This window comes from uncultured Brachyspira sp. (assembly GCF_949287625.1).
In the GTDB taxonomy this organism is placed as follows: Bacteria; Spirochaetota; Brachyspiria; order Brachyspirales; family Brachyspiraceae; genus Brachyspira.
On the sequence record NZ_CASEGO010000019.1, the window covers coordinates 17,529 to 30,577 of the forward strand.

The following is a 13,049-nucleotide window of genomic DNA, read 5'->3' on the forward strand; positions in this document are numbered from 1 at the left end:
TATATTTTATATATAAGAAATATTTACTTTATTAAGGATTTTTATATGTATTTAAATAATTTTGAAGGATTAGAGTCTAAAGAAGTTTTTAGATGGTTTGCAGAAATTAGTAAATTTCCAAGAAGCTCCAAAAAAGAAAAACAAATAAGCGATTTTTTAGTGAAATTTGCTAAAGATAGAAATTTAGAAGTATATCAGGATAAAGTTTATAATGTTATTATAAAGAAAAAATCCACCAGCGGATATGAAAATATAGATCCTGTTATAATACAAGGTCATATGGATATGGTTTGTGAAAAAACTAGTGAATCTAAACATGATTTTGATAAAGATCCTATAGAATTAATAGTAGAAGGTGATGTTTTAAGAGCCAATAATACCACTTTAGGAGCAGATAATGGAATTGCTGTAGCTTATGCTCTTGCTTTACTAGATTCTAAAGATATACCTCATCCAGCATTGGAAGTTTTAATTACTTCTGATGAGGAGGCAGGCATGAGCGGGGCTTCTGCTGTTGCTTCCGAACATTTGAGCGGTAAAACACTTATAAATTTGGATGCTGAAGATGAAGGAATGTTCTGGGTAGGATGTGCAGGCGGACATAATATTATAGTTGAATTTGGCATTGATAAAGAAATAAATAAAAATAAAGCATTAAAAATAGATATATCAGGACTTAAAGGCGGACATTCTGGAATGGAAATTGATAAGCAGAGAGCTAATGCTATAAAAATATTAGGAAGGATTTTATATGAAGTAAAAGATTATATTAATATAGCATGTATTAATGGAGGAAGTGTTCATAATGCTATAGCTAAAAATGCTTATGCGGTTATAACATCTGCAAATTTAAATAATGTAAAGACTATCATTGAAGATATTTCTGAAAAGATAAAACATGAATACAAAGTTTCAGACCCAGATATAAAAATATCTGTCTCAGATTATGATAATGTTGAAGAATGTTATACTAATAAATTAACTAATGATGTAATAAATTTTATAATGCTTTCTCCAGACGGAGTTTTATATATGAGCAGAGATATTAAGGATTTGGTTCTTACCAGTTCTAATAACGGAGTAGCTGAAGAAAAAAATAATAAATTGTATTTTGATGTATTTATAAGAAGTTCATCAGAAAGTTCATCAAATGAAATAGTAAATAGAGTTAAAGCTTTGGCATCAGTTACTAATGCTATTGTAGCAAATGAAAATTCATATCCTGCTTGGGAATATGATCCTGATTCAAAAATAAAAGATATTGCTTGTGAAATATATAAAAGAATTACAGGTAAAGATGCGGTATTAAAAGCTGTACATGCAGGTTTGGAATGCGGAATATTAAAAAAGCCTTTGCCTAATACAGATATGATTAGTATCGGACCTAATATATATTATATTCATACTCCTAGAGAATATTTAAGTATATCTTCTACTGATATAATGTGGAAAGTCTTAAAAGAATTAATCATAAGTATAAAATGATTATAATATTATAGCCTATTAAAATCATAATGCTTTACTTTTGGGTATAGCATTATGATTTTTTTATATATTTTAAATATTGTTAATAGTAATTTATATGTTTTTTTGATATAATAGATTAAGCAGTTTTTTTGAATAAAATATGTTAATAATTCTGTAGATAAAATTTATAATATACTTGTTTAAAAACTAATTTTATTTATTAATTGTGGTACTAGCTCCACGCTTCTTTTGTGATGCTGGCACAAAGAAACATACGAAGTACTCATTATGCGAAATACTGCATATTTTAATACTGAAATTATAATTTATACTACATGTAAAACATTGTATTTTATAATTTTATACTCAATCTTATCAAGTACTTTTGGAATAAGTCTATTATGTATAAAAAATTATAAAATAATAAAAAAGTAAGAAATTGATATAAGTAAAGTTTAGTTTATAGGTATTGTTTTTATTAAGATATTAATATATATTAGATGTATATGTTATTTTGGAGAGTAATATGATATATAACAGTATACTTGATTTAATAGGAAATACTCCTATATTAAGACTAAATAATATAGAAGCAAAATTTGGTTTAAATAAAAATGTGGAATTGTACGGAAAGGTTGAAAAAAGTAATCCAGCAGGTTCTATAAAGGACAGAGCCGTAAAACAAATAATATTGGATTTATTTAAAGATGGAAAGTTAAAAGAGGGTTCAACTATAATAGAGCCTACATCTGGTAATACAGGTATTGCTATGGCAGCAATCGGCAGGTATTTAAAACTTAATGTTATAATAGTTATGCCTTCATCTATGTCTGAAGAGCGAAGAAAATTGATAAGAGATTATGGAGCCAAACTTGAATTAGTTGACGGCGGAATGGATGCGGCAGTTGAAAGAGCTAATCAATTAAACAGAAAAATACCTGATTCTGTTATACCAGGTCAGTTTGTTAATGAGTCTAATGTTATGGCACATTATCTTACAACTGCACCTGAAATATTTAGAGATATGATTGATGTTGATTATATTTTTGCAGGTATTGGTACTGGAGGTACTATAACTGGGATTGGTCAGTATGTGAGGGATAATAAAAAAAATACAAAAGTTATTGGAGTAGAGCCTGAATCTTCGCCTCTTTTAACTAAAGGGTGTGCTGCACCTCATAAGATACAGGGTATAGGGGCTAATTTTGTACCTAAAATATTGGATTTAACTGTAATATCAAAAATAATAGATGTATCAAATGACAATGCAATAAATACAGCCAGAGAAATTTGTTTTAATGAAGGATTATATGTGGGAATATCATCTGGAGCTAGTGTTTATGCCGCTATAGATTTATCTAAGGAATTAGAGGAAACTAATAAAAAAATAAAAATGCTTTGTATTTTACCTGATACTGGTGAGAGATACTCTTGGAATTAAAGGATATATTTATGAAATTAAAAACTTTTAATGAACTTCCTAATCAAAAAGATATAAAAGAGATTATTAAACTTATTAGAGATTATGCTTTTCCTAATTTTTTTAGAGAGAGTCCTAATAAAGATATTGTAAAAAAAAATATAGCAAAACTTTATATGAATATAGTTACTAATGATTCTTATTTGCTTGATTTTATAGAGCAGCTTGATGATATTACATTAAGTTTGCAGAAAGATTTAGAGTTTTTTTATCAGTCTGATCCTGCTTCAAAATCTTATGATGAGATAGTATTAACTTATCCGGGATTTAGGGCTATTTTTCATTATAGAATAGCACATATATTTTATAATCAGAGGGAATATCTAATAGCAAGAACAATATCTGAATTTGCTCATTCAAAAACTGGCATAGATATTCACCCAGGTGCTGCTATAGGGGATTATTTCTTTATAGATCATGGTACTGGAATTGTTATTGGGGAGACTTGTGTTATAGGTCATCATGTTAAAATATATCAGGGTGTAACTTTGGGAGCATTATCTTTAACTAACGGCAGGAGTTTGGAAGGACAAAAAAGACACCCTACAGTTTGTGATTATGTTACGGTATATGCCAATGCTTCTATATTTGGGGGTAATACTATTATAGGAGAGAATGCTATAATTGGTGCTAACTGTATAGTTTTAGAATCTGTTGAGGCAAATAAAAGGTTAACACTTAATAACGATATGTAAATATAAGTCTATTATATTAAATAAAGCCCGAATTTAATTAAAATTCAGGCTTTATTAAATTTTATTACTAGAATTTAGGTCCATATCTATATCCTAATTGCATACCTATATCTACATTGCCGAATTTTTCATCTTTAACTACATTTAAATATTCGCTCGTTTGTGCCCAATAACTTCCAAAGTCATATCCTATGTAAAATCCTAGATTTATAGCCGAGTCTATACCTGCAAAAAAAGAATAATCAAAAGTTCCTCTAATATAAAGTCTGGCATAATGATCATGTTTTATTTCTATATTTCCAGCTTCTGGGCTATAATATAGAGAATTTGGTGTAAGCGTTATTTTATATCCTACATTTAATCCTATTGAACATGAGTAAAAATTGAATTTGGGCATTATACCAAAATATATATCATTATCTATAAATTTATACTGTACTTTATTATCATATTTTGAATATTTTGTTTCAGTGTAACTATATCCTATAACACCTAGCTAATTCCCATTCTTTCTTTTATTTGGAACATGTATCCTAAATTTGCCTCAATACCGCCTTGAAAATTTACTTTGCCTTTAGGATTTCCTTTAACTTCCACATTCTTATTAATTATGGTAATACCCATACCTATAGGAACATTAACTATTGATTCAAAGCCGCCTTTAACTTCTGTAAATGTTGTTTTACATATCATTATAAGTAATATGATTAATGTAAATATTCTTTTCTTTATCATATAAACTCCAGTAAAATTATTAATATTAACTATATAATACTAATAATTTTTAAATTATAGTCAATAAAAAAATATTTTCTAAAAAAATACTTTACTTATTGTTCTTTTTTATTACCTTTTAATTACTTATTTATGAAAAATATATGTTATATTTAGTATGGGGGCGGATTAAAAATGAAAAAGAAATATTTTATTTTATTGATAAGTATTGTCGTTAGTATGCTAATATTTGCGGCAGTTTCATGTTCTAAAAAGTTAAATCCTTTTTATCCAAGTAATGTAAACAGTTCTGGGGGGAATTCTCAGGAAAATGACGGGGGGAATGATATAGTACCTCCTATTATTCCGCCAATAGATTCTCCTGATATTGAAGAAGATGAACCTGAATGGTTTTTACCTCCCGAGAAGCAAGCAGAAGCTTTTATGGAGCAGACTATAATTTTAAAAAGTGAAGTAGAAAATAATGATGTAAGCAAGCCTAAACATATATATAGAATACCAGGAATAACAGTTTCTGAAAAAAATACAATAATAGCAGTGGCAGACAGCAGAAAAAACAGCTATGAAGATGTTGGTTTTTCTGGTTCTAAAAATATAGATATTATTGTAAGAAGAAGTGAAGACGGGGGTAAAAGTTGGGGATCTGAGATAATTATTCCTCCTCTATCTACAGATAATAAAGATGCTCATGGAGATTCTTTGTTTTTTTCATGTGCTAATGGAGATTTAGTTGTTTTATGTGCTGCTGGAGGTGCGTATAAACAGGATGCTGGTTTTGGAGGTTCTAAAATTATGGTATCAAGAAGTACTGATGACGGACTTAGTTGGAGCGAGTGGAAACTTGCCTGAGGAAATATTAACAGTTTTGGATCTGGGTTATTAGCTTCGTATAATAGAGGATTTGCAGCTTCCGGTACTGGAGCAAGATTATTTGATGGTACTTTGATGGGAGCTATGCTTGTTAGTAAAAAAAATGACAGCAAAGTTAAACCTGCAGCTGCTGTTATAGTTTCAAAAGATAATGGAGATACTTGGAATGTTATAAGTGTAGCTCAAGGTAAATCAGGTATTCAAGATGAGCCTAAAGTTGTTACTCAATTAAATGACGGAAGAATTTTATTATCTGTACGTTCTGGAAAAAGAGGAAATCAAAGACTATGGTTTAGATCTAAAGGTGCTTTAGGATCTGCTTGGGACGAATTTATACCTACAGGAAACTTTTATGATGCTAATTGTAATGCTGAGGGTATTTTATTTACTTCTACAAAAGAAGGGTATAACAGAAACAGACTTATACATTTAGCATTAGATTCAAATTCAGATAGAAGAAACCTAACTGCTTTTATAAGCTATGATGAGGGTATGTCTTGGAAAAAATTAAGAGTGTTAAATTCTGGAAGAGCAGGATATTCTGCCTTGGCAAGATTAAAAGACGGTACAATAGTATCATTAGCTGAAGAACAGGCAGGGCAAAGGCTTCCTACAACTGGGAATGAGCTTTATAATATTGTATTTAGAAGATTCAATTTAAGATGGCTTACAGAAAATTTGCCTGAAAGTGAAAAAGATTTTTATACTCCGCCTGACAAAACTCTTATAAGAAGATGGTAATTTAATATTATATGAAACTATAAAAAGAAAGGAAATTATTTTCCTTTCTTTTTTATTTATAGAATTTGATTGAAATAATTATAAATATAATGTACTATTATGTTAATTAAATTATGTTAATTATGTGATTTATTAAAGGATTTTCTATGTCTTCAGTTATAACATTTGGAGAAATAATGCTAAGACTTTCTCCTCCTTCCAATTTAAGATTTGTACAGGCTGATTCTTATGATGCAAGATTCGGAGGAGGAGAGGCTAATGTTTCTTTTGCTTTATCAAATTTTGGAGTTGATACTTCATTTGTAACCAAACTTCCTAAAAATGATATTTCTCAGGCTTGCATTAATGAATTAAGACGATATGGTGTTGATGTATCAAATATAGTTTTCGGCGGGGATAGAATAGGGATATATTTTTTGGAGAAAGGTGCCAGTCAAAGAGGTTCTAAAGTTATATATGATAGGGCTAATTCTTCAATATCAAAATGTACTAAAGATGATTTTGATTGGGATAAAATTTTTGAAAATGCGAAATGGTTTCATATTACAGGCATTACTCCTGCACTTGGAAAGAATGTTGCTGAAGTTTGTATTGAAGCCTGCAAAAAGGCTAAAGAAAAAAACTTAACTGTAAGTTTGGATTTGAATTTTAGAAAGAAATTATGGACATCAAAAGAAGCTAATGAGACTATGAGCAAATTAATGCCTTATGCTGATATATGTATAGCTAATGAAGAAGATGCTGAAAAAGTGTTCGGTATAAAGGCAAAAGACAGTAATATAATAGAAGGTAAACTTTCTCATGATGGCTATAAAGAAGTAGCCAAAGAAATAGCAGATAGATTTAATATAAAAAAAGTTGGTATAACTTTAAGAGGATCAATTTCTGCTAGTGAGAATCTATGGTCTTGTATGCTTTATAATGGCAGCGAATATTTTTTCTCAAAAGAGTATTTAATAAAAATAGTAGATAGAGTAGGAGGCGGTGATAGTTTTGCCGCTGGTCTTATATACTCATTTTTAAATGGCAAAGATGACAGGGAAGCACTTGAGTTTGCAGCTGCGGCAAGCTGTTTAAAACATTCTATAGAGGGTGATTTTAATGTTGTAACAGTTGATGAAGTTATGACCGTTTATAATGGAGATGCTTCAGGACGTATACAAAGATAATTTTAATTTATAGTTGACAATTTATATTATTGTACTAAAATAGTATAATAAATATAAATTAGGAGTATTAAACATATGAAAGATGTAGTCATAGCTATAGATATAGGCGGCACTTCTATGAAAGGTGCTGTTATAGAAGAAAACGGAAATATTTTATACAAAGATAATTTTGACGTTGACCCTAAACATACTACAGAAGAACATAAAAAAGTTATTTCAGAGTTTGTAGAAAAATTAAAAAGTAATATTCCTAATGATTATAAAGCTGTCGGTTTGGGAATAGACTGTCCTGGTGTTATGAACAGAGAAACTCTTCATATGGGAGGAGCAGAAAATATACCAGGACTTAAAGGATTGAAGTTTTCAGACATAGGGGATAAATTTAACCTGCCTGCAAAAACTGCTAATGATGCAAGTATGGCAGCTTTAGGTGAGGCAAAGTATGGAAGCGGTAAAGAAAAGGCTTATCAGTCTGTAATGTTTGTTACACTTGGTACAGGTGTTGGAGGAGGATTTGTACTTAACGGGCAATTATTTACAGGTTCTTTGGGCGGAGCTGGAGAGATTGGACATGTATTTGTAGTTCCAGACGGCGATAAATGTAATTGCGGTTCTAGCGGGTGTATAGAGCGTTATGCCTCTGCTACTGGTTTTATTGCTATGGCTAAACAAAAGATTCATAAAGGCGTTATTCCTACTTCACTTACTTATGAAGAGTTAGATAAAGGTAAGGCAAAGGCTTTATTTGATGCTGCTAAAAAAGGCGATGAACTTGCTAAAGAAACTATTGCTGAATGCTCTTATTATTTAGGTATGTCTATAGCACAGGCTTTGAATATGCTTGATTTGGATTTGGTACTTATAGGCGGAGGGCTTTGTAAGGATTTTGATATGATGATAGAGCATATTAACAGAGGGGTAAGAAATTACGGACTTAGAATGATGGTTAATAATGTTGAAATTAAACCTGCTTCTTTGGGTAATGATGCTGGTGTTTTGGGCTGTGCTGCTTTATTTTTCAGAAATAATTAAATTTTGAATGAAAATATTTAATAAAAAATATTTAAAATAAATTAAGGCTTACTAATTATCATATATTAGTAAGCCTTTTATTAAATTAAATAATTAAAAGTTATTTTTCAAATACTAAACTATCTCCTGATTTTTTTACTTTTATAGTATCTCCTTCTAAATATTTGCCTGCAAGCATTTCTTTAGCTAGAGGGTTTTCTATATAGTTTTGTATAGCTCTTTTTAATGGTCTTGCCCCAAATTGAGGATCATAACCAATATCAGCAATATAATCTATAGCTTCATCGCTTACATCTAAAGTTATTCTTCTGTCTTTAAGTCTGTTAGCAACTCTTGCTATTTGATTTCTTACTATCTCAGCAATGTATTTTTTGTCAAGTCTAGTAAATGTTATTATCTCATCTATTCTGTTTAAAAACTCTGGTCTGAATGACATTTTTAAGAGTTCCTGAATTTTTTCTTTTATGTCTTTTATATCATTAGCCTCAAGAATCAAATCGGAACCCAAATTACTAGTCATTATTATAATAGTATTTTTAAAATCTACTATTCTGCCTTGTCCGTCTGTAAGTCTTCCGTCATCTAATACCTGAAGAAGTACATTAAATACATCAGGGTGAGCTTTTTCTATCTCATCAAAAAGTATAACAGAATAAGGTCTTCTTCTTACAGCCTCTGTTAATTGTCCGCCTTCATCATAACCAACATATCCCGGAGGAGCTCCTATAAGTCTAGTAACAGAGAATTTCTCCATATACTCACTCATATCTATTCTTGTTAAAGCATGTTCATCACTAAACAAGAAATCAGCAAGAGTTTTAGCAAGCTCAGTTTTACCAACTCCAGTAGGTCCTATGAATAAGAAACTTCCAAGAGGTTTATTTTCATCAGAAAGTCCAGCCCTGTTTCTTCTAATAGCATCAGCAACAGAAGTTATAGCCTCATCTTGTCCCACAACTCTCTTATGTAATACTTCTTCAAGCTGCAAGTATTTTTGTTTTTCACTGGCAAGCATTTTGCTTACAGGTATTCCAGTCCATACGGATATAACTCTAGCTATATCATCTTCAGAAATCTCTTCTCTTAATAGTCTTTTTTTATCTGAGTTTTTAGCATCTTCCATTGCTTTAGAAGCCTCATCAAGTTTTTTCTGAAGTTCTGGAATTTTACCATATTTTATTTCAGCTGCTTTTGCTAAATTTCCTTCTCTTGTGTACTGAGTTTCTTTTATGTTTAACTCTTCAAGTTCTTCTTTTAATTTTCTAGTCTCTTCAATTCTTCCTTTTTCATTATCCCATTGAAGTTTCATAGCATTACGTTCTTCTGAAAGCTCGGATAATTCTTTTTCTAGTTTTTCTAATCTTTCTTTAGAAGCAGGATCATTTTCTTTTGAAAGAGCCTGTTTTTCTATATTAAGCTGTAATATTTTTCTTTCCAATTTATCAAGTTCAGTAGGCTGACTGTCTATTTCTATTTTTAATTGGCTTGCAGCTTCATCTACCAAGTCAATGGCTTTGTCTGGTAAGAATCTATTTGTTATATATCTGTTTGACAATACAGCAGCAGCAACTAATGCATCATCTTTTATTCTTACACCATGATGAACTTCATATTTATCTTTTAAGCCTCTTAGTATTGAAATAGTATCTTCAACGCTAGGCTCTTTACAGTAAACTTGCTGGAATCTTCTTTCAAGTGCTTTGTCTTTTTCTATATATTTTCTGTATTCATCTAAAGTAGTAGCACCTATTGCTCTTAATTCGCCTCTTGCCAATGCAGGTTTTAATAAATTAGAAGCGTCCATTGCCCCTTCAGTAGCCCCTGCTCCAACCAAAGTATGAAGCTCATCTATAAACAATATTATGCTGCCTTCTGATTTTTCTATTTCAGTAATAACAGCTTTTAATCTCTCTTCAAACTCTCCTCTGAATTTAGCACCAGCTACTAATGCTCCTAAGTCCAAAGCTAATAATCTTTTATCTTTAAGTCCTTCAGGTACATCTTGAGAAACTATCCTTCTAGCAAGTCCTTCAACAATAGCTGTCTTACCAACACCAGGCTCGCCTATAAGCACAGGATTATTCTTTGTTCTTCTTGACAATACCTGCATAACTCTTCTTATTTCTTCATCACGTCCTATAACAGGATCTATTTTTCCTTCTTTGGCTAACTCTGTTAAATCGCGGCAGTATTTATCTAGTGCCTGCATTTTTGCTTCTGGGTCTTGGCTATTAACTCTTTGACCGTTTCTTAATACTTTTAATGCACTCAAAACTTCTTTTTTAGATATTCCGCTTTTTCTTAGCATATCTCCTGCTTTATTGTCAGCTTCAACAAGTGCTAAGAATATATGCTCTGTAGATACATACTGATCTTTTAAAGCATTGGCTTCTTTTTCTGCTTTTGCTAAAATTTTACCAGCATTAGATGATAAATGTAATTGAACATTTTCTCCTGTTACTTTTACATTTTCATCAACTAATCTTTGAGTTTTATCTATTAATGTATTTATAGGAACACCTATTCTTTCCACTAAAGGCTGAATAAGTCCGTCCTCTTGTTTTAATAATGCTAGAAGTAAGTGTTCGCTTTTTATTTCATTATGATCTTCGCCGTTAGCTATATTTGCAGCTTCATTTATAGCTTCTTGGGCTTTTATTGTATATTTATTATAATCCATATTCTAATTAATAGACGGTTTTTTTATACCGCCTTACTCCTTTATAAATTAATTATTTAAGTTTTAATTAAATAATTTGTTTTTAGCATTTAACTGCTATGCCTATATGTATGCAAAAAATGTACCAATTAATAGGTTTGAAATGTTTTGTTTTAATACATAATAATTATATTTTATTAATTATTTTTTATGTTTCAATTATTATGATTGTATAAATTTTATATATATAAAATCATTATATGTATAAAAATAATACTATAAATATATACCATTTATCTATATGATATTAAAACTGATTATTTTTTATTATTGATGATATTAGTAATAAAATATATCAACTTTTCCGAGGCTAAAGGCTGCATTTTTATATATTATTCAGATAATATTATACTACATTTAAAATAAAAATAATATATAAGACACTATAAATAAAAACTGCAGTATATGTTCTTAATATCAACTGTATAAAAATATGAAATTTCAGCAAGTCTATTACTATAAAGCAGGTGCATGCTTACCCTTATTAGTACCATTTGGGTGTCTAGGACAATATCCGTTAGTTAATGACTGTAAAGATTTATTTTTAGCTCTGCAATACTTACTTCATAAAGTTTGTGCTTTCCTTTGTTTGTTCCGTTTGGGTGTTTAGGACAGTAACCGTTGGTAAGTGAAGCTATAGATGAGTATTTAGCTCCGCAATATTCGCAGTAAAGTTTTGAGCCGTAAAAAACTCCTTTTAATTTTATTATGTTTTAATTATATACTATGTCTGCGGCAAAAACTGTCATAATTTTTAAAAATTTTATTTTTGTATAAAGATAAAAAATTATCTAAATATAAAAGGCTTCACTCAAAAAACTTCAAGCAAAGCCTTTAATTAAAAATATGATTGATTATTATTTTTTATTACATATAAAATCTTTATTTTCAAAGCTAGGAACAACTGGATTTTTGCTATAATTAACTGTAACAGTAGAACCATCAGGAGCAAATTTTAAAGTACCTTGAACTTGATCTGGTGTTCCTTGAAAATCAGGAGCAGAAAAACTATAATCAGTACCAGAACCAGTTATACCACCCATATAGCTTCCAGTAAAATTTGGAGGTGTTGTATTGTTACTATTAGGTAATGTAGCAACTTGACCATTTTGTATTGATACCCATAAATATGCTGTTGTTAAACCTACACTTGAACCATCAAAAGCTGTATCTGATACATAAGTATTACCGTTATACTGCTCTATCCCTCTATTAGGATCAGCACTTCCTGTGCCAGTTGTACTCTCATTGGAACAGCTTACTGATAAAATGCCCACTAAAAATAGGCTTAGAAAGATTGTTGAAATTTTTTTACTCATAGTAAAACTCCTTTTATAATTAGTTTTTATATATAAATATCTTTAAATAGAAATTTATATTCTTTTTAATTTAAATATTTTTAAATGTATTATTAAATTTAAATACGAATTTAAATTTATATATAAATTTATTATAATATATATTATTTTAAATAACAAGTATAATGTTTGATTTTTTTATAATTTTATGTTATATTCAGGCGTATAAAAGTTTATCAAGTATAGAAAATTTAATACTGTTTCATACTAATTTATATAAATATTTTTCCCTCAAATACAAGGTTTCAAAGCGTTTTGAATATTAGTATTATTTAGTACCGATTTATTCTCTTTCAATAACAAGGCTTTGAAGCGTTTGAAAATCTATAGATAAAACTCTGCATATAATTGATGTTTATATAAGTTTTATATTTTTCAGTCAGATAGTAAAATATTAAAATTATTAATAAATTAAATTGCATAAGATGCTGCAATTTTGTATTTTTTATACAGTTGATATTAAGAAAACATATATTATGATTTTTTGTTTATAGTATTTTTATATATTATTTTTGTAGGGGAATATTATCTAAATAATATATAAATTTACTCTTTCATCTGTACAGCATCCATATGAAGTACTGGTTATAACTGAGCACGGCTGTAAAGATGCAATTATTAAAATTGTGAATATTATTTGAAATTATTATATAATAATATGAATATATAGATATACAAAACGGCAGCAGGTCTGTTTATACCTTATATATTACAAATAATAATAAAAATTATAAAATAAAACAGTATTTTTTATAATAAAATATTTTATGATATATAAATTAT

The 13,049-nt window shown here is 29.3% G+C and carries 11 protein-coding genes; 7 read left to right on the top strand and 4 right to left on the bottom strand.

Features of this window, described 5'->3' with window-relative positions:
- Positions 1-45 precede the first annotated feature (45 nt).
- From Q1X91_RS05100 to epsC, 3 genes are all read left to right on the top strand, one after another.
- Positions 46-1,485 carry an aminoacyl-histidine dipeptidase gene (locus Q1X91_RS05100; protein WP_300754000.1) on the top strand — a complete coding sequence of 480 codons (1,440 nt, stop codon included), beginning with the start codon at positions 46-48 and terminating at the stop codon, positions 1,483-1,485.
- A 508-nt stretch (positions 1,486-1,993) separates the two neighbouring features.
- Complete coding sequence (locus Q1X91_RS05105) at positions 1,994-2,908, top strand: PLP-dependent cysteine synthase family protein (RefSeq protein WP_300754002.1); 915 nt, start codon at positions 1,994-1,996, stop codon at positions 2,906-2,908.
- An 11-nt stretch (positions 2,909-2,919) separates the two neighbouring features.
- Positions 2,920-3,642, top strand: a complete 723-nt coding sequence (gene epsC, locus Q1X91_RS05110) for a serine O-acetyltransferase EpsC (protein ID WP_300754004.1) — start codon at positions 2,920-2,922, stop codon at positions 3,640-3,642.
- Between the two features lie 67 nt (positions 3,643-3,709).
- On the opposite strand, the gene Q1X91_RS05115 is transcribed toward epsC, so the two are convergent.
- On the bottom strand, positions 3,710-4,039 hold the full coding sequence (locus Q1X91_RS05115; RefSeq protein ID WP_300754006.1) for a hypothetical protein: 330 nt from the start codon (positions 4,037-4,039) through the stop codon (positions 3,710-3,712).
- 95 nt (positions 4,040-4,134) lie between these two features.
- The gene (locus Q1X91_RS05120) at positions 4,135-4,377 is read right to left on the bottom strand and encodes a hypothetical protein (RefSeq protein WP_300754008.1); all 243 of its coding nucleotides are present in this window, start codon (positions 4,375-4,377) and stop codon (positions 4,135-4,137) included.
- Positions 4,378-4,551: 174 nt separating this feature from the next.
- Between Q1X91_RS05120 and Q1X91_RS05125 the strand changes: the two genes are divergently transcribed.
- From Q1X91_RS05125 to Q1X91_RS05140, 4 genes are all read left to right on the top strand, one after another.
- On the top strand, positions 4,552-5,226 hold the full coding sequence (locus Q1X91_RS05125) for a sialidase family protein (protein ID WP_300754010.1): 675 nt from the start codon (positions 4,552-4,554) through the stop codon (positions 5,224-5,226).
- A gap of 105 nt (positions 5,227-5,331) precedes the next feature.
- Positions 5,332-5,988 (top strand): sialidase family protein, encoded by a 657-nt coding sequence (locus tag Q1X91_RS05130; RefSeq protein ID WP_300754012.1) that lies wholly within the window; start codon positions 5,332-5,334, stop codon positions 5,986-5,988.
- 146 nt (positions 5,989-6,134) lie between these two features.
- Complete coding sequence (locus Q1X91_RS05135; RefSeq protein WP_300754014.1) at positions 6,135-7,157, top strand: sugar kinase; 1,023 nt, start codon at positions 6,135-6,137, stop codon at positions 7,155-7,157.
- Positions 7,158-7,232: 75 nt separating this feature from the next.
- Positions 7,233-8,189 carry an ROK family protein gene (locus Q1X91_RS05140; protein ID WP_300754016.1) on the top strand — a complete coding sequence of 319 codons (957 nt, stop codon included), beginning with the start codon at positions 7,233-7,235 and terminating at the stop codon, positions 8,187-8,189.
- A 100-nt stretch (positions 8,190-8,289) separates the two neighbouring features.
- On the opposite strand, the gene clpB is transcribed toward Q1X91_RS05140, so the two are convergent.
- Together clpB and Q1X91_RS05150 are read right to left on the bottom strand one after the other, a co-directional pair.
- Complete coding sequence (gene clpB, locus Q1X91_RS05145) at positions 8,290-10,869, bottom strand: ATP-dependent chaperone ClpB (RefSeq protein ID WP_300754018.1); 2,580 nt, start codon at positions 10,867-10,869, stop codon at positions 8,290-8,292.
- A gap of 896 nt (positions 10,870-11,765) precedes the next feature.
- The gene (locus tag Q1X91_RS05150; protein WP_300754020.1) at positions 11,766-12,227 is read right to left on the bottom strand and encodes a hypothetical protein; all 462 of its coding nucleotides are present in this window, start codon (positions 12,225-12,227) and stop codon (positions 11,766-11,768) included.
- Positions 12,228-13,049 lie beyond the last annotated feature (822 nt).